This window comes from Pseudomonas sp. IT-P171, from assembly GCF_949767765.1.
Lineage (GTDB): Bacteria > Pseudomonadota > Gammaproteobacteria > Pseudomonadales > Pseudomonadaceae > Aquipseudomonas > Aquipseudomonas fluorescens_B.
In genome coordinates, this window is the sequence record NZ_CATKQN010000011.1 from 871498 (window position 1) to 893332 (window position 21835).

Here is a 21835-nt window from a genome sequence, read left to right on the forward strand (position 1 = left end):
GGTCACGGCGGCACGCTAGAACCTGTCCCGCCCCCTCACTATCAAATAACGCCCAAAGTCCGGTGCCCCTTCAAAGCACCTGAAACTTACAAAATCCGATACAACAATCGCTCGATCCGCACTCGACTCACCCGCTTGAGAAACTTGGCCACTGCCGCCGGGTAATCTGGCAGGGTTTCCAGATCCTGATACCGCTCGATACGCGTGGTGTGCTGGAAAATCTCCGCCAGCTCGCTGCGACGCGGCTGCAGCAACTCCCCTTTTGGGTCATCAATCAGCAACGCGTTTTCCAGGTCGAGGCGGAACGCTCGCGGGTTGAGGTTGTTGCCGGTCAGCAAGGTATAACGCTGATCGATCCACATGCCTTTGAGGTGATAGGTGTTGTCGCCGTCCTTCCACAGGTGCAGGTTCAACTGACCGCTGTCGACGCTGCGATGATGACGCTTGGCGAAACGGCGCAGGCTGATCTCGTAGAGGTAGGGCAATGCTGCGATCACCTTGAAAGGCTCGCTCGGCGGGATGTAGAAGTCGTTGGCGGTCTTGTCGCCGACCACGATGTCGATCTTCACGCCACGCGCCAATGCCCGATTGATTTCCCGGGTCACCGCCAATGGCAAGTTGAAGTACGGCGTGCAGATCGTCAGTTGATGCTGCGCGCTGGCGATCAATTCGCAGATCACCCGGCTCAACGGATTGTTCTTGCCCACCCCGAGCAACGGGCTGACCGACAAACCGTCCTTGGCAGTGCTGCCCATGGTGGTGTCGTACGTAGCGTGCTTGAGGCGGCTGCGCAGGTCGCCGATGTCATTGCGCAGGCTGCGGGTGGTCGGCAGGTTCGGCAGATCGAGGCGATGCACCGCTTTCGAGGCGACCAGGCCGTGCTGGACCAGGTGCTGCATCGAATCGGCCAGCGCGCTGCTCTGCAGCAGGTGATAACGGTCGTAGCGGTATTTGTCGAACTTGTGCAGGTAGACGTTGTTGAGACTGGCGCCGCTGTAGATCACGCAGTCATCAATCACGAAGCCTTTCAAATGCAGCACGCCGAACAGCTCGCGGGTCTGCACCGGCACGCCGTACACCGGTACAACGCTGTCGTGGGTGCGCGTGGTTTCCTGGTACCACGCCGAGTTGCCCGGCTGCTTGCCGGCTCCGATCAGGCCACGCTGGGCGCGCAACCAGTCGACGACCACCACCACGTCCAGTTCCGGACGCGCCAGTTTCGCGGCGTGCAAGGCATCGAGAATTTCCTGGCCGGCTTCATCCTGTTGCAGGTACAGCGCGACGATGTAGATGCGCTGGGTCGCTGCGGCGATTTTTTCCAGCAGGCAACGACGGAACTCGGCAGCGCCAGAGAGGATGGTGACGGCATCGGCGGTCAGCGGAAAACTGCGCAGTTTAGGCAGCAGAGAGCGTTTGAAAAGCGACGGCATAGGGCTCGCAATGGGTCGAATCCGGAGAGTTCGAGAGCTTACACCATGGATGGGCTTGGGTCTTGCTGGTGTCTGTGCTGCCCTCATCGCCAGCAGGCTAGCTGCCACATCTGAAATGCATTCCCCTGTGGGAGCGGGCCTGCAAGCCATAGCTATCCAATCAATAATAAAAAAGCCGCTTGACCAAGGAGAACGATCGTTCTACTGTTGGCCGCATGAACGAAATCACTAGCAACGACACACGCGACATCATTCTGGATGTCACCGAAAAGTTGATCTACAAAAGTGGCATCTCTGCCACCGGCATGGATCTTCTGGTGAAAACCGCCGGCGTCTCCAGAAAAAGCATTTACCGCTACTTCGCCAACAAGGAGGAGCTGACCGTCGCCGCCCTGCAACGGCGCGACGTGCGCTGGATGCACTGGTACAGGACCGCCGTCGACCAGGCCGAAACCCCGACCGATCGCCTGCTCAACCTGTTTACCGTGCTCAAGACCTGGTTTGCCTCGGAAGGCTTCCGTGGCTGTGCCTTCATCAACACCAGCGGTGAAACCGGCGACCCGCAAGACCCGGTTCGCCTGGTCGCCAAAGAACACAAACAGAAGCTGCTCGACTACGTGCGCGAGCTCTGCACCGAACATGGCGCCAAAGACCCGGAGACGCAGGCCAGACAGCTGCTGATCCTGATCGACGGTGCCATTACCGTGGCGCTTGTCATGGGTGATCACAGTGCCGCCGATAATGCGCAATGCATGGCGCGAAAGTTATTGGACCTGTAACACTTAACCAAGCCCGACAACTTGCTTGAACTTTAATTTGATAGGGAGACTTTACATGTCTAACGCCGAAGTTCGTCCGCCATTGCCGCCCTTTACCCGTGAGTCCGCCATCGAAAAAATTCGCCTGGCCGAAGACGGCTGGAACTCCCGTGACCCGGAACGGGTGTCCCTCGCCTACACCCTGGACACCAAATGGCGTAACCGCGCCGAATTCGCCTACAACCGTGAAGAAGCCAAGGGTTTCCTGACCCGCAAATGGGCCAAGGAACTGGACTATCGGCTGATCAAGGAACTCTGGGCGTTCACCGGCAACCGCATCGCTGTGCGCTACGCCTATGAATGGCACGACGACTCGGGCAACTGGTTCCGTTCCTACGGCAACGAAAACTGGGAGTTCGACGAGAACGGCCTCATGGCCAACCGGTTCGCCTGCATCAACGACATGCCGATCAAGGAAAGCGACCGCAAGTTCCACTGGCCGCTGGGTCGTCGGCCGGATGATCACCCAGGGCTGTCCGATCTCGGTCTTTGAATTCACATAGATCAACTGTGAGCGGGCTCGCCCGCGATAGCGGAATGTCAGTCAGCCAATGTGTTGAATGTGACGCTGCCATCGCGGGCGAGCCTGCTTGTGTTCGCTGAACAGGCATTGGCGTAATGCGCGGATTGTCGGGGATTGGGCGATTAACGGGACTGAGCCGCCGTTTGTGTGGCAGATCGGGAATGGGCCCGACCGTAAAATCTGAATCCGAGCCTACAAGGAATTGAGGCAGCGCGGTCGCAGCAGAAGTTGGATGTAGGTAAGATATCGGCCCTTCCCCGCAGCCCTTTCCTGCACCCCGCCGAATAAGTCGATTCCATGCCTTTCGAACTCAGCGTTGATCTCTCCACCCTGGCCATTCTGGCCGTTGTCGCCTTCATAGCCGGTTTCATCGACGCCATTGCCGGCGGCGGCGGTCTGTTGACCACCCCGGCGCTGCTGACCGCCGGCTTGCCGCCGCATCTGGTGCTGGGCACCAACAAACTCAGTTCGACTTTCGGCTCGGCCACCGCCAGCTTCACCTTCTACCGGCGCAAGCTGTTCCATCCCCGGCAGTGGCTGCACGCCATTGTCGGCACGCTGGTCGGCGCGTTGACCGGTGCGGTGGTTGCGCATTACCTGCCCGCCGAATGGCTGAACAAGATGCTGCCGGTGATCGTGTTCGCCTGTGGCCTCTACCTGTTGTTTGGTGGCACGCCGAAAGCGCCGCTGGACAGCAACGCGCCGATCAAGAAAAAGTGGCAATCGACCCAAGGCTTCAGCCTGGGTTTCTACGACGGCGTGGCCGGCCCCGGCACCGGCGCGTTCTGGACCGTCAGCAGTATGCTGATGTACCCCATCGACCTGGTGAAGGCCAGCGGTGTGGCGCGCAGCATGAACTTCGTCAGCAACATTGCGGCGCTGTCGGTGTTCATCTTTTCCGGGCAAGTGGACTGGATCATCGGCCTGTGCATGGGCCTGTCGGTGATGGTCGGTGCATTCTTCGGCGCCCGCTCCGCCATCAGCGGCGGCGCCAAATTCATTCGTCCGGTGTTCATCACCGTGGTGCTGGGCCTGACCGTGCGGCTAGCCTGGCAACACTGGTTCAGCGTGGCCTAGACGCCGCGCCACATAGACGTCGATCAGGTAACGGGCAATCGAGCGTGACGCCGGCAACGGCGGCAGCTCGTGCACGTTGAACCACTGGGCGTCCTCGATCTCGTCTTCCTGACAGACAATTTCGCCACCGGCGTACTCGGCGTGAAAGCCGAGCATCATCGAGTGCGGGAACGGCCAGCACTGGCTGCCCATGTACTGGATGTTCTTGACCTCGATCTGCACTTCCTCGCGAACCTCGCGAATCAGGCAATCTTCGGCCGACTCGCCCGGCTCGGCGAATCCGGCCAGCGTGCTGTAGACCCCGGTGACAAAACGCGGTGAACGCGCCAGCAGGACTTCATCGCCACGGGTAATCAGCACGATCATGCTCGGCGAAATGCGCGGGTAATAACGCAGGTCGCACGGCTCGCAGTACATCGCCCGCTCCCGGATGACTTGCTTCGTGGCCTGTCCGCAATTGCCGCAAAAGCGGTGCTCGCGGGCCCAGGTGCCGATTTGCGCGGCATACCCCAGCACCTTGTAAACGGCGTGATCACCGTCGAGCATGAACGCCCGCAGGCCTTTCCAGTTGCAGCCCGGCACTTCGCTGTGACTGCGCAGCTCCAGCAGATAGACCGGTTCGCCATCCAGATGACCGATGCCATGTTCGGCAAGAATCGTCAGGTCCTGGCGCTTGAGCCATTCACGCGGGAACAGCGCGCCATTGTCGTCAAACAGGAAGCCTTCGGGGCTGCGCGCGACGGCCCAGCCGCCCGGTTGATCGGTGTCCAGTACTGCAGTGGTCCAGCGTGAAGTCATTTTTCAATCAATCCAGAAATTCGGGTTTCTGTTTGCTCATATGGGCGGCCATGGCCACGCGCAAATCGGTGGATTGCAGCATGGAGGCGTTCCAGGTGGCGACGTATTCGAGGCCGTCGTCGATGCGATGGTCACGCATGTAGCTGATCATCTCCTTGGTGCCGGTGACCGCAATCGGCGACTTGCTGGCGATGTCGCGGGCAATGCCCATGACGCCGTCGAGCAGGCTGGCGGTGTCGCTGTAGACGCGATTGACCAGACCGATAGTGCGCGCTTCCTCGGCGCCGAACGAGCGACCAGTGTAAGCCAGTTCACGCAGCATGCCGTCACCGATGATCCGCGGCAAGCGTTGCAATGTGCCAACGTCGGCGGCCATGCCGATGTCGATTTCCTTGATCGAGAATTGCGCATCTTCGGCGGCATAACGCATGTCGCAGGCGGCTATCAGATCGATCGCGCCACCCAGGCAGTAACCCTGAATCGCCGCCAGCACCGGCTTGCGGCAATTGTCGACGGCATTGAAGGAAGCTTGCAGCGCCAGAATCTTGCGCCGCAGCAGGCGGGCGTTGCGCCCCACGTCCTTGCCCAGCTCATTGGCCACGCCGGCCAGCATCATCAGGTCGATACCGGACGAGAAATGTTTGCCGGCGCCACTGAGCACCACCACCCGCACTTCGTCGGTGTCGTCGATCCACTGGAAGATCTCGATGATCTCGCTCCAGAACGCGGCATTCATCGAATTGATCTTCTCCGGACGATTGATCTGCACATGGGCAATTTTATCGGCCAGTTCGACGGTGAACGCAGTGTACTGAGACATGGCAGTGATCCTTTACCGGGCAAAAATGAGGCCCGAACTATAACAAGGCATGCCGTTCGGCAGTAAGGCAGCGGTTCGGCCAAAAGCGGGACTGCATAGCGCACCAACGTAGTGCGCAGGCGTGACAGCACTCGCACATTCATGTGAACGCCAGGTTACCTTTTGGGGCTCGATCGCAAAAAAACGTGCACTTCGTCGGAGCGTTTGAACCCTTTTCATGCACGTCCGTACCTCATTGAACCGATTGTCGAACAATTTTGCCATCTGTGCTTCACCGCTCTAAGTTCTGGCCTAGACTCATTTTCGCGAGGCAAAACCGGTCGGTCACAAAGTGCAAAAATAATCGAAACTTTTGCTCTTAGTGGTCGGTCCTCTGAAAGGTAGGTGCGTTGCGACTGGTGCAATCCTTGCAGCGTCCACTCCAGCCAATCTGCTTCAACGCATGGGCCGCGTTTGCTGCCCAGTGCGTCGCGCGTTTGCGCCCGGCCACAGGAATTGGCCACGAAACACCGTTTGCCAGACCTGAGAATTAGATCAACAACACGGGAGATTCATATGATCAGTGCGGCTTTAGACATTCAGGGAGAACGTGCTCATCAGCAGGTCGGCGATACGAGCGCCGTGAGCGCCCCAAGTGCCAAATCGATCAACGTCCCGAGCACCAAGACGCTGATACCGGTGGCCAGCCAGAACCCCAATCGAAAGAAAGTGTTGTTCGTGACCTCGGAAATCGCCGACCTGGTGAAGACCGGCGGTCTGGGCGACGTCTCGGCAGCACTGCCCCGGGCCATGGCGCTATTGCACGATGTGCGTGTGCTGATCCCCGGTTACCCGCAAGTGCTGCACAGCGAAAACCCGATTCACATTATTGGCGAGCTCGGTGGTCATGCCGCATTGCCACCCTGCAAGATCGGGCGCATGGACATGCCCGACGGCCTGGTCATTTACGTGTTGATCTGCCCTGAACTCTACGAGCGCGAAGGGTCTCCCTACGGCGCCAACAACGGCCGTGACTGGCCGGACAACCATATCCGCTTCGCCCGCCTGGGCCTGGCCGCTGCCGATATCGCTGCCAACCTTGCCCAAATTCACTGGTGCCCGGACCTGGTGCACGCCCATGACTGGCCTGCCGGCCTGGCGCCTGCCTACATGCACTGGCGTGGGCAACGCACTCCGACGCTGTTCACCATTCACAACCTCGCCTACCAGGGCGTGACCAGTCTTGGGTCGTGCCCGGAACTGGGCATTCCCGCACATGCTCTGCAACAGGAAGGCATGGAGTTCTACGGCAAGATGTCGTTCCTCAAGGCCGGCATGGCCTATTCGAGCCACATCACCACCGTCAGCGCCACCTATGCCCAGGAAATCACCACCCCGGCCTTCGGCTGCGGTCTCGACGGTTTTCTCGCCGCCAAGACCCAGCAAGGTCTGCTCAGCGGCATTCCCAATGGCATTGATGAAAGCTGGGACGCCGCCACCGACTCGCACCTGTTCCGCCCGTTCAGCATCGGTGACTGGGAAGGCAAAGCGGTCAACGCGGCGCACGTGCGCGACCTGTTTGGCCTGGACGATTCAGAAGGTCCGCTGTTCGCCGTGGTCTCGCGCCTGGTGTACCAGAAAGGCCTGGACCTGACCGAAGCCGTGTCCGAGTACATCGTCCAATCGGGTGGCCAGATCGCGATCATCGGTCGCGGCGAGCCGGAAGAAGAACAAGCCATGCGCGAACTGGCCCTGCGTTTCCCCGGGCAAATCGGTGTACGCATCGGCTTCAACGAAACCGACGCCCGCCGTATGTTCGCCGGGAGCGATTTCCTGCTGATGCCATCGCGTTATGAACCGTGCGGCCTCAGCCAGATGTACGCCCAGCGCTTCGGCTCGTTGCCGGTGGCCCGTAACACCGGCGGCCTGGCCGACACCATCGAAAACGGCGTGACCGGTTTCCTGTTCGACGAATCCACCGTCGAGAGTTATCAGGAAGCGTTGAGCCGGGCTTTCAGGGTGTTTGCCTTTCCCGACCTGCTCAATGCCATGCGTTGCCGCGCCATGGCGGCGCCGTTCAACTGGTGCAAAGCGGTCGAACCCTACGCAGAACTCTACGAACAGCTGGTCGCCAAGGCGCTGGGGAAATCGAACAGACAGTAAGAGGTTTTTGAACAATGCCGTTACGGACCCTTGAGACCTGGCCCCACGGCGCAATCATGCTGGACGCAGAACACACGCGTTTTGCCTTGTGGGCGCCAGATGCGTTTTTTGTCAGTGTCGAACTGGAAGATGGACAATCCTTGCCGCTACTGCCTCAGGCCGATGGCTGGTTCGTGATCAAGGCGCGTTGCCCCGCAGGTACGCGTTATCGCTACAACATAGACGGTGAGATTGAAGTCCCCGACCCCGCCTCCCGCGCGCAGGCCGGCGACATTCACCTGCACAGCGTGGTGGTCGATCCCCTCGCCTACACCTGGCAACACAGCGCCTGGCTGGGACGGCCATGGAACGAGGCGGTGATCTACGAGTTGCATGTCGGTGCGCTGGGCGGCTTCAGCGCAGTCGAACAGCACCTCGAACGCCTCGCGGCGTTGGGCATTACGGCCATCGAGCTGATGCCTATCGCACAATTTCCCGGTGAACGGAACTGGGGCTATGACGGGGTGCTGCCCTACGCGCCCCAGGCGTCCTATGGCACCCCTGAACAACTCAAGCACCTGATCGACACCGCCCACGGCCATGGCCTCGCGGTGATCCTCGACGTGGTCTACAACCATTTCGGCCCGGATGGCAATTACCTGCATCGCTACGCCAAGGGCTTCTTCAACGAAGACAAGCACACGCCCTGGGGCGCGGCCATCGATTTCCGGCGGCGCGAGGTGCGTGATTTCTTCATCGACAATGCGTTGATGTGGTTGCTGGAATACCGCTTTGACGGTTTGCGCTTCGATGCGGTGCACGCCATCGAAAGCCCGGACTTTCTTCAGGAGCTGGCACAACGGATTCGCCAGCAGACCGATCCGGTGCGGCATGTGTGGCTGACGGTCGAGAACGAGCACAACCAGGCCAGCCTGCTGCAGGAAGGGTTCGACGCGCAGTGGAACGACGACGGCCACAACGCGTTGCACGTGCTGCTGACTGGTGAAACCGATGCCTATTACGCCGACTACGCGGACAATCCCACAGAGAAACTGGCTCGTTGCCTGAGCCAGGGTTTCGTGTTCCAGGGCCACACCAACCGACACGGTGAAGCGCGGGGCGAGCCCAGCGGGCACCTGCCCCCCAGCGCGTTCGTATTGTTTTTGCAGAACCATGACCAGATCGGCAATCGTGCGTTCGGTGAACGTCTGCCGCAACTGGCCCACCCCGACGCGCTGAAAGCCGCGACCGCACTGTTGCTGTTGTCGCCGATGATCCCGCTGATGTTCATGGGCGACGAGTTCGCCGCCGAGCAACCGTTCCTGTTCTTCACCAGCCATCACGGCGAGCTCGCGGAACTGGTCCGTGAAGGCCGACGTAACGAGTTTGCCGCGTTTGATGCGTTTGCCGATCCGGAGAAACGTGAACGGATTCCCGACCCGAATGCACAGCAGACTTTCGAAGACTCTCGCCCCTGCCTGACGGCCAGTCGAGACTCCGCCATGTACCAGCTGTATTGCCAACTGTTGAAAATCCGCCATGAGCGGATCGTGCCGCACGTGTCCGGCGCCCATCCACTGGGCGCCGATGTGCTGGCCGAAGGCGCCGTCACGGCGCGCTGGCAACTGGGCGATGGCAGCCTGCTGCGCATTGACCTGAACCTCAGCGGCAAGCCAGTGGTCCACTCCCCACAGGCCGGCAATGCGTTGTTGTTCGAACACCCGCCGGAGTCCGCCGACCTGTTGGATCAGGGCACCCTTGCCCCGTATTGCGCGCTAGTCAGCCTCACGGCCGCGGCCCCTTTGCTACCCCCGGATGGAGAGCGCCAATGAGCGATGCGCAACTGGAAATACTGGCCGGCCGAGCTGGCCTGGCGGTCGACTGGATCGACGCCAACGGCCGCCCACAGAAAGTCGCCCCATCAGTGTTACGTAACGTCCTGACCGGACTCGGCCACCCGGCCGGCACCGCCCAGGAAATCGACGCCAGCCTGCTCGAATTGCAGCAGGTGCAACAGACCCGGCATTTGCCGCCGCTGTTGCCCGCAGACTTTGGCGTGGGCCTCAACCTGGCGCATTACTTCGAGCCGCAGACACCCTGCGAGATCCACCTTGAAGATGGTTCGCGGCTCAGCCTGAAACTGGATGCCGAGGCGATATTGCCCGGTCTGATCCCGGTCGGTTACCAGCACGTCAGCATTGACGGGCAGTCCTTTACGCTGGCCGTGGCGCCGTCGCGCTGCTATAGCGTCGGCGACGCCGTCGACAGCCCGATCCCCCGCGCCTGGGGCCTTAGCGTGCAGCTGTATTCGCTGCGCCGTCCCGGCGATGGCGGTTTCGGCGATACCCAGGCCCTCGAGGATCTCGCCCGGGTGGCCGGTGAACGGGGCGCCGAAGCCTTGGCGATCAGTCCGCTGCACGCGATGTTCAGCAACGACACCCAGCGCTACAGTCCCTATTCGCCGTCCAGCCGTTTGTTTCTCAACAGCCTGTACGCCGCGCCCGGTGCGATCCTTGGTGAGCGCGCAATGCGCACAGCGATAGATGCCACCGGGCTCGCCGCTGAACTCAAGCACCTCGAGGCGCTGCCACTGGTTGACTGGCCCGTCGCGGCCGAAGCCAAGCACCGTCTGTTGCAAGCGCTGTACGAAGGCTTTGTCCAAGGCGAACACCCGCTGCATGAAGACTTCAGCAGTTTCCGCCACGCTGCCGGCGAAGCCCTGGAAAACCACTGTCGCTTCGAAGCCATTCAGGAAGCCCGCGCCGCCAAGGGTGAAAACCTCGACTGGCGCGAATGGCCCGAGCAATGGCGCGATCCGCGTAGCGCGGCGCTGGCTGACTTCGCCGAAGAGAATGCCGGGCGCATCGGCTTCTTTGCCTTCTGCCAATGGCTGATCACCCGCTGCCTGGAGCGCGCACAAACCGCCGCCCGCAGTAGCGGCATGAGCATTGGCTTGATCGCTGACCTGGCGGTGGGTGCCGACGGCGGCGGCAGCCAGGCCTGGAGTCGCCAGGACGAATTGCTCGCCTCCCTGACCGTGGGTGCGCCACCCGACATCCTCAACCGCACCGGCCAGGGCTGGGGAATTTCCGCGTTCTCGCCCGAAGGCCTGGTACGCAATGGCTTTCGCGCCTTTATCGAAATGCTCCGGGCCAATTTCGCCCACGCGGGTGGTCTGCGCATCGATCACGTCATGGGCCTGCAACGGTTGTGGGTGATCCCCAACGGCGCCTCACCCGCTGACGGTGCTTATCTCTATTACCCGGTTGACGACCTGTTGCGCCTTCTGACCCTGGAATCCCATCGGCATCAGGCCATCGTCCTGGGCGAGGATCTCGGGACGGTACCGGACGGTCTGCGGGAAAAACTCATCGCCCGCTCGATCCTCGGCATGCGCGTGATGCTGTTCGAACAGGACAACGCTCGCTTCAAACCGATTCTCGACTGGCCGGACAACGCCTTGGCGACCACCAGCACCCATGACTTGCCGACGCTCAATGGCTGGTGGCATGGCCGCGACATCGACTGGAACGCTCGACTGGGGCTGGTCGATGCCCAAGGTGAAATCGAGTGGCGCCATCATCGCGAACGGGAGCGCGAAGGCCTGCGGCGGGTGTTGAGCGAAGACCCGCAGAACTTCCGCGAGGAGTCCCACGAAACCGATCAGGTACTCGACGCCGCCATTCGTTTCCTCGGCCATACCCGCGCTCCGCTGGTGTTGCTGCCGCTGGAGGATGCCCTGGGCATCGAACAGCAGGCCAACCTGCCCGGCACCATCGATACGCATCCCAATTGGTCGCGACGTTTGCCCGGCGACAGCGAAGCATTGCTCAATGACCCGGACGCCGCCAGGCGTCTGGAACTGCTCGCTTGCGCGCGACTTCAGGCCGCCGAGCGTGACCGATGAATCCGCCACGTACCCAACCGCTGCGGGCGACCTTGCGACTGCAGTTTCATAAAGGCTTCACGCTCGACGATGCGGTGCCGCTGGTGCCCTATTTCGCCAGCCTCGGCATCAGCCATGTCTACGCATCGCCGCTGCTGAGCGCCCGCGCCGGCTCCATGCATGGTTATGACGTGGTGGACCCGACCACGGTCAATCCTGAACTGGGCGGCGAAGCGGCATTGCGCCGGCTGGTCAGCGCGTTGCGTGCACAGGACATGGGGCTGATCCTCGACATCGTCTCCAACCACATGGCGGTCGGCGGCGGTGACAACCCCTGGTGGCTGGACTTGCTGGAATGGGGACGCCTGAGCCCCTATGGCGAGTTCTTCGACATCCAGTGGCATTCGCCCGATCCGTTGATGGAAGGCCAGCTGTTGTTGCCCTTCCTCGGCAGCGATTACGGCGTTGCGTTGCAGGACGGCACCCTGCCCTTGCGTTTCGATGCGCAGCATGGCGCGTTTTACGTTGAGCACTACGATCATCACTTCCCGATTTGCCCGATGAATTTTGGCGAACTGCTGAAAGCGGATGACGAGCAACTCAAATCACTGGCCGACCGCTTCAGCACCTTGAGTTATCAGAACGACGCCCACCGTCTGGCGATGCCGTTGAAAGACGAGCTGCGTGAACTCGCCAGCGACCCGGCCGTGCTGCACATCATTGAACAGAACCTGAAAGCCTACGATTCGCTCACGCCCGACGGCTTCCAGCGTCTGCATCAGTTACTGGAGCGCCAGAGCTATCGCCTCGCCAGTTGGCGTACGGCAGCGGACGACATCAACTGGCGGCGCTTTTTCGATGTCAACGAACTGGGCGGCCTGCGCGTGGAGCGTCCGGCGGTGTTCGAAGCGACCCACGCGAAAATCTTCGAACTGGTGGCTGAAGGCTTGATCGACGGTCTGCGCATTGACCACATCGACGGCCTCGCCGACCCGCGTGGTTACTGCCGCAAACTGCGCCGGCGGGTCGACAGCCTGGCACCGGATCGGCACTTGCCGATCTACGTCGAGAAGATCCTTGGCGAGGGGGAAACCCTGCACCGTGACTGGTCGGTGGATGGCACCACGGGTTACGAATTCATGAACCAGTTGTCATTGCTGCAACATGACCCGGAGGGCGCACAAACCCTGAGCGAGTTGTGGAGTCGCTACAGCGAACGGCCCGCCGACTTCCGTCAGGAAGCCCAACTGGCGCGCCAGCAGATCCTCAACGGTTCCCTCGCCGGTGATTTCGAAAGTGTCGCCCAGGCCTTGTTGCAAGTGGCCCGGGATGACCTGATGACCCGCGACCTGACCCTCGGCGCGATTCGCCGGGCATTGCAGGAACTGATCGTGCACTTTCCGGTGTATCGCACTTACATCAGTCCCCGTGGGCGCTCCGCGCAGGATGATGTATTTTTCCAGCAAGCCTTGGACGGTGCGCGGCAAACCCTCGGTGAGGCCGATTGGCCCGTGCTCGATTGCCTGGCCCGATGGCTGGGGGGTGAACCGTGGCGCAAGCGTCCGGTGGGCCGTCCGCGCAAGATGCTCAAGCATGCCTGCGTACGCTTTCAGCAGTTGACCTCGCCGGCGGCGGCGAAGGCCGTGGAAGACACCGCGTTCTATCGCTCGGCAGTTCTGCTGTCGCGCAATGATGTGGGGTTCAGCACCGAGCAGTTCAGCGCGCCGGTGGCCGACTTCCATGCCGCGTGCCTCAATCGCCTCGAAGAATTCCCCGATAACCTGTTGGCCACTGCGACCCACGACCACAAACGCGGCGAAGACACCCGCGCCAGGCTGGCGGTGTTGAGCGAGCGCAGCGCGTGGTTCGCCTGGCAGGTGCCGCTCTGGCAAACACTGGCCCGGCCGCTGCGCGACGACGACCAGATGCCGTCCGCCGGCGATGAGCTGATCCTGTATCAGGCGCTCCTTGGCAGCTGGCCACTGGATCTGCGCAATGACGATAAAGCCGCGTTCGAGCACTACACTCAACGTGTGTGGCAGTGGCAACAGAAAGCCTTGCGCGAAGCCAAGTTGCAAAGCAGCTGGAGCGCGCCGAACGACGCTTACGAACACGCAGCTCACCAATTCCTCGAACGCCTGCTGCTCAGCCCTGAAGGTGAACGGCTGCGCGCAGCCCTCGGTAAAGCGGCGATGTCGATTGCTGCACCCGGTGCACTCAACGGCTTGGCGCAAACCTTGCTGCGCATGACCGTGCCGGGCATTCCGGACCTTTATCAAGGCAACGAGTACTGGGACTTCTCGCTGGTAGACCCGGACAACCGCCGCCCGGTGGATTACGCCAGTCGCCACCAGGCCATGCAGCGTCCGCAGGACGTGCCTGACCTGCTGGCGAGCTGGCGGAACGGGCACATCAAACAAACCCTGATTGCGCGCACGTTGAACCTGCGCGCCGAGCATCCCGAGCTGTTTCAGCGAGGGTCGTATCAAGCCCTGGAAGTGGTCGGCAGCGAGGCACACCGGGTGCTGGCATTTGCGCGCTCGTACAACCAGAAGCGGGCCATCGTGATCGTACCGATACGTTGTGCGGGCCTGCTGGAAAACAGTGCCGAACCCAAGGTCGGCGCGCAGCTGTGGGGCGATACGCGGGTCAAATTACCGTTCACCACCCCTGACGACAATCTGAAGGGACTTTTTTCCAGCGTCACAGTCACAGAACACAAGGAGCTGATGATTGGCGCCGCGCTGGGGGATTTCCCGGTCAATCTCTTTATCCAAAACCTTGAGTTCAGTTCAGGAGCATAGCGATGAGCACCGACGAAAAACGCATCCGCGAATTTGCCTATCAGATCTGGGAATCGGAAGGGAAACCCGAGGGCGAGGAAGTTCGTCATTGGGAGATGGCTCGCAAGCTGGCGGAAGCTGAAGCCCTGGCGCCGAAGAAGTCACCGAAAGCCGCCGGGAGCAAAGCCGCCACCGCCAAACCGGCAGTCAAAGCGGATGGCAAGCTCAACGGGCAGGCCGATGGCAAGGCTGCGGCATCGAAAGCCAAGGGCAAACCGGCCGCGGCGGCTGCGAAAGTAACGCCGCCGGGTGAAAAAGTGGCCGAGAAAAAACCGCGTGCCACGAAAAAACCACCCGCGGTTTGACGCTTCACTTCGTTTGCACTTGATTGAACTCGTGGCGAGCCCGCTCGCCACAGTGGGCGCGTTCGCCCACGAAAACACGAAAAATTGAGCAGGAGCGAGGCTTGCCCGCGAAGGCGGTGTTTCAGTCAACACTTGAATGGTCTGACTCACCGCCCACGTGGGCAAGCCGCGCTCCTGCAAAGAACTCCCATTTTTGCAGGAGCACCTATGACCAGTCCGAAAAAATCCGCGCCAGCACCTCAAGCCGAGGCCTCGCGAATCCGTGAAGGCTTGCCCTTCCCGCTGGGCGCCACCTGGGATGGTCTGGGGGTCAACTTTGCGTTGTTTTCCGCCAACGCGACCAAGGTCGAACTGTGCATTTTCGATGACGCCGGCGAAGTCGAACTGGAACGCATCGAACTGCCGGAATACACCGACGAGATTTACCACGGTTACCTGCCCGACGCCCATCCGGGGCTGATCTACGGTTACCGCGTCTACGGTGCCTATGATCCGGCCAACGGTCATCGCTTCAATCACAACAAACTGCTGATCGATCCTTACGCCAAACAACTGGTCGGCCAGCTGAAATGGTCCGAGGCGCTGTTCGGCTACACCATCGGCCATCCCGACGCCGACCTCAGTTTCGACGAACGCGACAGCGCGCCGTTCGTGCCCAAATGCAAGGTCATCGACCCGGCGCACACCTGGGGTCACGACCATCGCGTCAGCGTGCCGTGGGACAAGACGATCATTTATGAGACCCACGTGCGCGGCATCAGCATGCGGCACCCTTCCGTCCCCGAGAACGTGCGTGGCACCTTCGCCGGGTTGATGGTCGATGATGTGCTGGAACACATCCGCAAACTCGGTGTGTCGAGCGTGGAATTGCTGCCGATTCACGCATTTGTGAATGACCAGCATTTGTTGCACAAGGGCATGACCAATTACTGGGGCTACAACAGCATCGCGTTTTTTGCCCCGGACCCGCGCTACCTGGCCAGCGGCAAGATCGCCGAGTTCAAGGAGATGGTCGCGCACCTGCACGAAGCCAATCTCGAAGTGATTCTCGACGTGGTCTACAACCACACCGCCGAGGGCAACGAACAAGGCCCGACCCTGTCGATGCGCGGCATCGACAACGCCTCGTACTATCGCTTGATGCCCGACGACAAGCGCTTCTACATCAACGATTCCGGCACCGGCAACACCCTGGACCTGAGTCACCCGTGCGTGCTGCAAATGGTTACCGACTCTCTGCGTTACTGGGCCACGGAAATGCACGTGGACGGTTTCCGTTTCGACCTGGCGACCATTCTCGGTCGCTATCACGATGGCTTCGACGAGCGTCACAGCTTCCTCGTTGCCTGCCGACAGGACCCGGTGCTGCGCCAGGTGAAAATGATTGCCGAGCCGTGGGACTGTGGTCCCGGTGGTTATCAGGTCGGCGGCTTTCCGCCAGGTTGGGTCGAATGGAACGACAAATTTCGCGACACCGTGCGTGCATTCTGGAAAGGCGATGACGGTCAACTGGCTGACTTCGCCAGTCGTATGACGGCTTCGGGCGAAATGTTCAACCAGCGTGGCCGCCGGCCGTATGCGTCGATGAACTTCATCACCGCCCACGACGGTTTCACCCTCAATGACCTGGTGTCGTACAACGACAAACACAACGAAGCCAACGACGAGAACAACCAGGACGGCAGCAACAACAACCTGTCCTGGAACCACGGCGTCGAAGGCCCGACCGACGACCCTGAAATCAACGCACTGCGCCAGCGGCAGATGCGCAATTTCTTCGCCACGCTGCTGCTGTCCCAGGGCACGCCAATGCTGGTGGCCGGTGACGAGTTTGCCCGCACTCAAGAGGGCAACAACAACGCTTATTGCCAGGACAGCGAGATCGGCTGGGTCAATTGGGACCTGAGCGAAGACGGCAAGGCCCTGCTGAAGTTCGTCAAACGCCTGATCAAGTTGCGCCTGACCTACCCGATCCTGCGTCGCGGACGATTCCTGGTGGGCAATTACAACGAGGACATCGGCGTCAAGGACGTCACCTGGCTCGCACCGGACGGCAGCGAGATGAGCATTGAGCAATGGGAAGACGCGCACGGCAAATGCCTGGGCATGTTGCTTGATGGTCGCGCACAGGAAACCGGGATCCGCCGCAAGGGCGGTGACGCGACCTTGCTGCTGGTGGTCAACGCCCACCATGACATCGTCAACTTCACCTTGCCCGAAGTCCCGGACGGCGGTTTCTGGACCTGCATGGTCGACACCAACCAACCGTCGATTCGTGGTCAGGAACGCTTCGAGTTCGGTCACGAATATTCCGTCACCGGCCGTTCGCTGCTGTTGTTCGAATTGCAGCATGAGGAAGAAGAGTGAAATGGACCTACAGGCTTTTCTTCAGCGACAGTCAGCGGACTACGCCGATACACGGGCGCTAGGCCGGTGCCTGCGGGAGCTGGTCGAGGCCGGTCTCGATCAGCTTCCGCTGCCGGGCAGCGGCCGGACGCTGGAGCGCTTTCAGCGTCTGGCCGAGGTCGGCGGGCATGATCTGGGGTTGTGCAAGTTGTACGAAGGTCATACCGATGCCCTGGCGATCATTCAGCAACTCGGCGGTTCGCCCACGCCTTCCAGCACTTGGGGAATGTGGGCCGCCGAGCCGCCGGACGCCCGGGTGCGGGTCAGCCCTCAAGGCCAGATGGTTGCGCTGAACGGGCGAAAGGCCTGGTGCTCAGGCGCGGCGGTGTTGAGCCACGCGTTGCTGACGGCGTGGGACGAACAGGAGCGCCAGCAACTGGTCGCAGTGGCGCTGGACCAGCCCGGCGTAACCGTCACCGATCAAGGCTGGCAAGCGCTGGGCATGGGCGCCACCGGCAGCGTCGAAGTGCTGTTCGACGGCGCCGAGGCGCAGGCCATCGGCAACCCCGGCGACTACCTGCAACGCCCGGGTTTCTGGCAAGGCGGGATCGGCATTGCGGCGTGCTGGTACGGCGCGGCGCAGAGTCTCGCCGAACGCCTGCGCAGTCACTGCGGCCATCGCGAAGAACCCCACGCCCTCGCCCACCTTGGCGCCGTCGACAGCGCGCTGCACGCCGCGGCAACGGTGTTGCGATTCAGCGCGTTGAGCATCGATGCCGCCCCACAGGAAAACGCCGAGCGCCTCGCTCGCCGCGCCCGTGCGGTGGTTGAGAATGCCGTCGAACAGGTGATCCTGCACGTCGGCCACGCCCTCGGCGCCGGCCCTTATTGCAAGGACCGGCAATTCGCCCGACTGATCGCCGACCTGCCGGTGTTCCTGCGCCAAAGCCACGCCGAACGCGACCTCGCCGCGCTCGGCCAGCACATCATCAAGGGAACATGGACGTTATGAAAACCAATCCCATCGTCGGTCAGGGCACACCCTTGCACCTGTGGCAAACCTCCAGCCACCTGGCGCAAATGCCGGTGATCGACATTCTCGACCTGGTGCCCGAAGGTTCCCGGGCCGTGATCGTGGCCCCGCACCCGGACGACGAAGTGCTCGGCTGCGGCGGTTTCCTGCAATTGCTCGCCGCCGCTCAGCGGCCGTTGCAACTGATCTCGGTTACCGATGGCAGTGCCAGCCACCCCGGCTCCCGGCGCTGGCCGGTCGAGCGCTTGAGCGCGGTCCGTCCGCAGGAATCCGTTGAAGCGTTGCGTCGACTCGGTCTGCCGTTACACAGCCTTAAATGGCTGCGCGGCGGGTTTGCCGACAGTCAGGTGGCAGCGCGGGAAACGCAATTGGCTGAATTCATCGAGCGTCACCTGCGCCCCAACGACGTGGTCTTCACCACATGGCGCGAAGATGGCCATTGCGACCATGAAGCAGTCGGGCGTGCCAGTGCCGCAGCGGCGAAACGCGTCGGGGCAACGGTGCATGAACTGCCCGTCTGGACCTGGCATTGGGCAACCCCTGAAGACAGTCTGGTGCCGTGGCAGCGTGCGCGAAAAATCCTCCTGGCCCCGCCGCTGGTCGCGCGCAAGCGTCATGCCATCCATGCTTTCGCCAGCCAACTGGAAGGCGACCCGAATATCGGCTTGCCGCCGGTGCTGGCACCGTACGTGCTTGATCGTTTGCTGCAACCGTTCGAAGTGGTGTTTCTATGAGCGTCGAGGATCGCTACTTCGACGGGTTGTTCGCCGGTAGCGACGATCCCTGGGCGTTTCGTCAGCGCTGGTACGAACAGCGCAAGCGCGCGATCACCCTCGCCGCGTTGCCCCGCCCCCGCTACCGCTCCATCTTCGAACCCGGTTGCGCCAACGGTGAACTGAGCGCCGAGCTGGCCACACGTTGCGACCGTCTGTTGTGTTGCGACACCGCAGCCGCCGCCGTGACGCTGGCCAGAACGCGCCTGAGTCTGTTCGACCACGCTGAAGTGCGCCAAAGCCGCTTGCCCGGCGACTGGCCGAACGAGCAGTTCGACCTGATCGTACTCAGTGAAGTCGGTTACTACCTGGACGCCGGTGACCTCAATCAACTCATCAAACAGGCGACACAGTCACTGACCGCCGACGGCCAACTGCTGGCCTGCCACTGGCGCCCGCCGATCGATGGTTGCCCGCTCAATGCCCGGCAGGTCCATGACTTGCTGCACGAGCATTTGCATCTGCCACGCCTGGTCTTGCATCAGGAGGCCGATTTCCTGCTGGAACTCTGGAGCCGCGAACCGCGCTCCGTGGCGGCGCTGGAGGGCTTGCGATGATTGGCATTCTGATCCCGGCGCACAACGAAGAAGCCTTGCTCGAAGACTGCCTGCAAGCCGCGCTGGGGGCCGCGCAACATGAACTGCTGGACGGTGAGGCGGTCGAGGTGCTGGTGGTGCTCGACAGTTGCACCGATCGCTCGTCCGACATCGTCGGCAACTACCCGGTGCACTGCCTGGAAATCAATGCACGCAATGTTGGCCAGGCCCGCGCTGCGGGTGCGCGGTTTTTGCTGGATCGCGGGGCGCGCTGGATTTCCTGCTCCGACGCCGACAGTCGCGTCGCTCACGACTGGTTGGTGGCGCAACTGTCGCTGGAGGTGGATGCGGTGTGCGGCACGGTAACCGTAGAAACCTGGGATGAATCCTTCAGTGAATCGGCACAGATTCGCTATCACCAGCACTATCAGAACCGTGAAGGACACCGGCACATTCACGGCGCCAATCTCGGCATCAGCGCCGAGGCCTACCGGCTCGCCGGCGGTTTCGAACCCCTGGCATGCGACGAAGACGTGCAACTGGTGCGGCAACTCGAACGCTGCGGCGCGACGATTGCCTGGAGTCATCGGCCCCAGGTACTCACCAGTGCCCGACTGGACAGCCGGGCCCGGGGTGGCTTCGGTGACTACTTGCGCGACCTGGTGCAGACCGGATGAAAAGCCGAGCGGATCAAACTCGACGCGACGAATAGCCGATCTTGAGCAATACTCTGCTCGCTGCAATCCAGGGTTCGGAGCGCGGCACTTTGCTATCAACGTGAACAAGGACGTAGCCCGATGAAATCCGTTTCCATCAGCGACAGCAGTCCATCAGCGCAAGTCTGGAACAGCGCTCTTCAGCTGGACAATGTTCCGGTCATCAACACTCAGACCCTGGTCCCTGCTGGCGCACGCGCCGTGGTGATCGCGCCGCATCCCGGTGACGAAGTCGTGACCTGCGGCGGTCTCCTGCAATTACTCAGCACCCTTGGCCATCCCCTGCAATTGATCTCGATCACCGACGGCAGCGCCAGTCATCCGGGGTCGCAGCAGTGGTCGGAGAAACGCCTCAGCGTGTTCCGCCCCCAGGAAAGCGTCGAAGCCCTGCGCCGGCTCGGGTTGCCGATGCACAGCCTGAAGTGGATTCGCGGCGGTTTTACCGACAACGCCCTGGCCGAGCGCGAGCTTCAATTGACCCAGTTCATTACCCGCTACCTGCGGCCTGGCGATGTGGTGTTCACCACCTGGTGCGAGGACGGCAATGTCGACCATGAAACCGTCGGCCGCGCCAGCGCCAAAGCCGCAGCCTCCGTCGGTGCGGCGTTCAACGAAATGCCCGTCTGGGCCTGGCATTGGCCATCGCGTGACAGTGGATTGATCCCCTGGCACCGCGCACGCAAGGTCCGCCTCGATACCTGGACCGTTGCGCGCAAAAGCCACGCCACTCATGCTTACGCCAGTCAGCTCGACGGTGAACCGGCCATCGGTATCCCCCCGCTGCTGCCACCGGTGCTGCTTGAGCGGATGCGGTTGCCGTATGAAATCGTGTTCGTCTGAACGACACCGATCCCACAGGGGAAGGCGTTACATTCGGACTGAACTGCCTGCGCCGGTTTCAGTCGCATGCATAGGCAACCCTGATTCAGAGGAGTGAACGTGACCAATGATTCCAAGCCGCAGGCCGTCGACTCGGTGCCATTGAACACGCCCCCGGCAATTCATCGATTGCGGGTGTTGACGGTCAACACCCACAAGGGGTTTACCGCGCTCAACCGACGCTTCATTCTTCCGGAACTGCGTGAGGCGGTACGCAGTACTTCCGCCGACCTTGTGTTCCTGCAGGAAGTCGTCGGTGAACACGAGCGGCACTCTTCCCGTTTCAACAATTGGCCGCAGACCTCGCAATACGAGTTTCTGGCCGACAGCATGTGGAGCGATTTCGCCTACGGGCGCAATGCGGTATACCCCGATGGTCACCATGGCAACGCCCTGCTGTCCAAGTACCCTATCCGCGAATACCGAAACCTCGACGTCTCGATCACCGGGCCCGAACGCCGAGGACTGCTGCATTGTGTGCTGGACGTACCGGGCCACGCCGAAGTCCATGCGATCTGCGTGCACCTGAGCCTGCTGGAAAGTCATCGCCAGTTACAGCTCGAATTACTCTGCCAACTGCTGGAATCATTGCCCGACGATGCCCCGGTGATCATCGCCGGCGACTTCAACGACTGGCAGCTGCAAGGCAACACCGCCCTCGCCCGCCGTGACTACCTGCACGAAGCCTTCGAACGTCACCACGGTCGTCCTGCCAAAACCTATCCGGCGCGGTTTCCGTTGCTGCGCCTGGACCGGATTTACCTGCGCAACGCCAGCAGCCACGAACCGCGAATATTGGGCAGCAGGCCATGGACGCATTTGTCGGATCATTTGCCATTGGCGGTGGAAGTGCATTTGTAGCCAATACCTGTTAGTTCTTACAGTATCCCGTCACCTGGATTGAAGGCATCCTTTGTCAACTGTTCATTGG

18 protein-coding genes and 1 pseudogene are annotated in these 21835 nt (G+C 61.5%); 16 read left to right on the forward strand and 3 right to left on the reverse strand.

Features of this window, described 5'->3' with window-relative positions:
• Nucleotides 1-86: 86 nt before the first annotated feature.
• Complete coding sequence (pssA, locus tag ACM6I5_RS12425) at nucleotides 87-1430, reverse strand: CDP-diacylglycerol--serine O-phosphatidyltransferase (protein WP_017339062.1); 1344 nt, start codon at nucleotides 1428-1430, stop codon at nucleotides 87-89.
• A 215-nt stretch (nucleotides 1431-1645) separates the two neighbouring features.
• Between pssA and ACM6I5_RS12430 the strand changes: the two genes are divergently transcribed.
• From ACM6I5_RS12430 to ACM6I5_RS12445, 4 genes and pseudogenes are all read left to right on the forward strand, one after another.
• Complete coding sequence (locus tag ACM6I5_RS12430; protein ID WP_414883937.1) at nucleotides 1646-2209, forward strand: TetR/AcrR family transcriptional regulator; 564 nt, start codon at nucleotides 1646-1648, stop codon at nucleotides 2207-2209.
• A 55-nt stretch (nucleotides 2210-2264) separates the two neighbouring features.
• Nucleotides 2265-2741: a DUF1348 family protein gene (locus tag ACM6I5_RS12435; RefSeq protein ID WP_414879237.1), complete on the forward strand. Its 477-nt coding sequence runs from the start codon at nucleotides 2265-2267 to the stop codon at nucleotides 2739-2741.
• Between the two features lie 106 nt (nucleotides 2742-2847).
• Nucleotides 2848-2955 (forward strand): annotated as a pseudogene (locus ACM6I5_RS12440) (hypothetical protein); the annotation flags it as partial.
• A 113-nt stretch (nucleotides 2956-3068) separates the two neighbouring features.
• Nucleotides 3069-3848 (forward strand): TSUP family transporter, encoded by a 780-nt coding sequence (locus ACM6I5_RS12445; RefSeq protein ID WP_017339065.1) that lies wholly within the window; start codon nucleotides 3069-3071, stop codon nucleotides 3846-3848.
• Here ACM6I5_RS12445 and nudC read toward each other — a convergent pair.
• Both nudC and ACM6I5_RS12455 read right to left on the reverse strand, forming a co-directional pair.
• Nucleotides 3816-4646 carry an NAD(+) diphosphatase gene (gene nudC, locus ACM6I5_RS12450; RefSeq protein ID WP_017339066.1) on the reverse strand — a complete coding sequence of 277 codons (831 nt, stop codon included), beginning with the start codon at nucleotides 4644-4646 and terminating at the stop codon, nucleotides 3816-3818. The two genes, ACM6I5_RS12445 and nudC, sit on opposite strands and share 33 nt — an antisense overlap.
• Nucleotides 4647-4653: 7 nt before the next feature.
• Nucleotides 4654-5466: a crotonase/enoyl-CoA hydratase family protein gene (locus ACM6I5_RS12455; protein WP_414883938.1), complete on the reverse strand. Its 813-nt coding sequence runs from the start codon at nucleotides 5464-5466 to the stop codon at nucleotides 4654-4656.
• Between the two features lie 555 nt (nucleotides 5467-6021).
• Between ACM6I5_RS12455 and glgA the strand changes: the two genes are divergently transcribed.
• From glgA to ACM6I5_RS12515, 12 genes are all read left to right on the forward strand, one after another.
• Nucleotides 6022-7608: a glycogen synthase GlgA gene (gene glgA / locus ACM6I5_RS12460; RefSeq protein WP_414883939.1), complete on the forward strand. Its 1587-nt coding sequence runs from the start codon at nucleotides 6022-6024 to the stop codon at nucleotides 7606-7608.
• 14 nt (nucleotides 7609-7622) lie between these two features.
• Nucleotides 7623-9419: a malto-oligosyltrehalose trehalohydrolase gene (gene treZ / locus ACM6I5_RS12465; protein WP_414879236.1), complete on the forward strand. Its 1797-nt coding sequence runs from the start codon at nucleotides 7623-7625 to the stop codon at nucleotides 9417-9419.
• Nucleotides 9416-11494: a 4-alpha-glucanotransferase gene (malQ, locus tag ACM6I5_RS12470; protein ID WP_414883940.1), complete on the forward strand. Its 2079-nt coding sequence runs from the start codon at nucleotides 9416-9418 to the stop codon at nucleotides 11492-11494. Before treZ ends, malQ begins: the two co-directional genes overlap by 4 nt.
• Entirely contained in the window at nucleotides 11491-14277 is a 2787-nt protein-coding gene (locus ACM6I5_RS12475) for a malto-oligosyltrehalose synthase (protein ID WP_414883941.1), read from the forward strand. Before malQ ends, ACM6I5_RS12475 begins: the two co-directional genes overlap by 4 nt.
• 2 nt (nucleotides 14278-14279) lie before the next feature.
• Nucleotides 14280-14621 carry a DUF2934 domain-containing protein gene (locus tag ACM6I5_RS12480; RefSeq protein ID WP_414883942.1) on the forward strand — a complete coding sequence of 114 codons (342 nt, stop codon included), beginning with the start codon at nucleotides 14280-14282 and terminating at the stop codon, nucleotides 14619-14621.
• 207 nt (nucleotides 14622-14828) lie between these two features.
• Nucleotides 14829-16988: a glycogen debranching protein GlgX gene (glgX, locus tag ACM6I5_RS12485; RefSeq protein WP_017339073.1), complete on the forward strand. Its 2160-nt coding sequence runs from the start codon at nucleotides 14829-14831 to the stop codon at nucleotides 16986-16988.
• Between the two features lies 1 nt (nucleotide 16989).
• Nucleotides 16990-17979, forward strand: coding sequence for an acyl-CoA dehydrogenase (locus ACM6I5_RS12490; RefSeq protein WP_414883943.1), 990 nt, complete (start codon nucleotides 16990-16992; stop codon nucleotides 17977-17979).
• Nucleotides 17976-18734, forward strand: coding sequence for a PIG-L deacetylase family protein (locus tag ACM6I5_RS12495; protein WP_017339075.1), 759 nt, complete (start codon nucleotides 17976-17978; stop codon nucleotides 18732-18734). Before ACM6I5_RS12490 ends, ACM6I5_RS12495 begins: the two co-directional genes overlap by 4 nt.
• Nucleotides 18731-19330, forward strand: coding sequence for an SAM-dependent methyltransferase (locus tag ACM6I5_RS12500; protein ID WP_414883944.1), 600 nt, complete (start codon nucleotides 18731-18733; stop codon nucleotides 19328-19330). Before ACM6I5_RS12495 ends, ACM6I5_RS12500 begins: the two co-directional genes overlap by 4 nt.
• Nucleotides 19327-19986 (forward strand): glycosyltransferase, encoded by a 660-nt coding sequence (locus tag ACM6I5_RS12505; protein ID WP_017339077.1) that lies wholly within the window; start codon nucleotides 19327-19329, stop codon nucleotides 19984-19986. Before ACM6I5_RS12500 ends, ACM6I5_RS12505 begins: the two co-directional genes overlap by 4 nt.
• A gap of 120 nt (nucleotides 19987-20106) precedes the next feature.
• Nucleotides 20107-20865: a PIG-L deacetylase family protein gene (locus ACM6I5_RS12510; protein WP_017339078.1), complete on the forward strand. Its 759-nt coding sequence runs from the start codon at nucleotides 20107-20109 to the stop codon at nucleotides 20863-20865.
• A gap of 99 nt (nucleotides 20866-20964) precedes the next feature.
• Nucleotides 20965-21765 (forward strand): endonuclease/exonuclease/phosphatase family protein, encoded by an 801-nt coding sequence (locus ACM6I5_RS12515; protein WP_017339079.1) that lies wholly within the window; start codon nucleotides 20965-20967, stop codon nucleotides 21763-21765.
• The last annotated feature ends 70 nt before the right edge of the window (nucleotides 21766-21835 follow it).

What these genes read in the sequence shown, in the direction of transcription:
- pssA (WP_017339062.1), bottom strand. Translation starts at nt 1,430, where the DNA reads ATGCCGTCGCTTTTCAAACGCTCTCTGCTGCCTAAACTGCGCAGTTTT.
- ACM6I5_RS12430 (WP_414883937.1), top strand. Translation starts at nt 1,646, where the DNA reads ATGAACGAAATCACTAGCAACGACACACGCGACATCATTCTGGATGTC.
- ACM6I5_RS12435 (WP_414879237.1), top strand. Translation starts at nt 2,265, where the DNA reads ATGTCTAACGCCGAAGTTCGTCCGCCATTGCCGCCCTTTACCCGTGAG.
- ACM6I5_RS12445 (WP_017339065.1), top strand. Translation starts at nt 3,069, where the DNA reads ATGCCTTTCGAACTCAGCGTTGATCTCTCCACCCTGGCCATTCTGGCC.
- nudC (WP_017339066.1), bottom strand. Translation starts at nt 4,646, where the DNA reads ATGACTTCACGCTGGACCACTGCAGTACTGGACACCGATCAACCGGGC.
- ACM6I5_RS12455 (WP_414883938.1), bottom strand. Translation starts at nt 5,466, where the DNA reads ATGTCTCAGTACACTGCGTTCACCGTCGAACTGGCCGATAAAATTGCC.
- glgA (WP_414883939.1), top strand. Translation starts at nt 6,022, where the DNA reads ATGATCAGTGCGGCTTTAGACATTCAGGGAGAACGTGCTCATCAGCAG.
- treZ (WP_414879236.1), top strand. Translation starts at nt 7,623, where the DNA reads ATGCCGTTACGGACCCTTGAGACCTGGCCCCACGGCGCAATCATGCTG.
- malQ (WP_414883940.1), top strand. Translation starts at nt 9,416, where the DNA reads ATGAGCGATGCGCAACTGGAAATACTGGCCGGCCGAGCTGGCCTGGCG.
- ACM6I5_RS12475 (WP_414883941.1), top strand. Translation starts at nt 11,491, where the DNA reads ATGAATCCGCCACGTACCCAACCGCTGCGGGCGACCTTGCGACTGCAG.
- ACM6I5_RS12480 (WP_414883942.1), top strand. Translation starts at nt 14,280, where the DNA reads ATGAGCACCGACGAAAAACGCATCCGCGAATTTGCCTATCAGATCTGG.
- glgX (WP_017339073.1), top strand. Translation starts at nt 14,829, where the DNA reads ATGACCAGTCCGAAAAAATCCGCGCCAGCACCTCAAGCCGAGGCCTCG.
- ACM6I5_RS12490 (WP_414883943.1), top strand. Translation starts at nt 16,990, where the DNA reads ATGGACCTACAGGCTTTTCTTCAGCGACAGTCAGCGGACTACGCCGAT.
- ACM6I5_RS12495 (WP_017339075.1), top strand. Translation starts at nt 17,976, where the DNA reads ATGAAAACCAATCCCATCGTCGGTCAGGGCACACCCTTGCACCTGTGG.
- ACM6I5_RS12500 (WP_414883944.1), top strand. Translation starts at nt 18,731, where the DNA reads ATGAGCGTCGAGGATCGCTACTTCGACGGGTTGTTCGCCGGTAGCGAC.
- ACM6I5_RS12505 (WP_017339077.1), top strand. Translation starts at nt 19,327, where the DNA reads ATGATTGGCATTCTGATCCCGGCGCACAACGAAGAAGCCTTGCTCGAA.
- ACM6I5_RS12510 (WP_017339078.1), top strand. Translation starts at nt 20,107, where the DNA reads ATGAAATCCGTTTCCATCAGCGACAGCAGTCCATCAGCGCAAGTCTGG.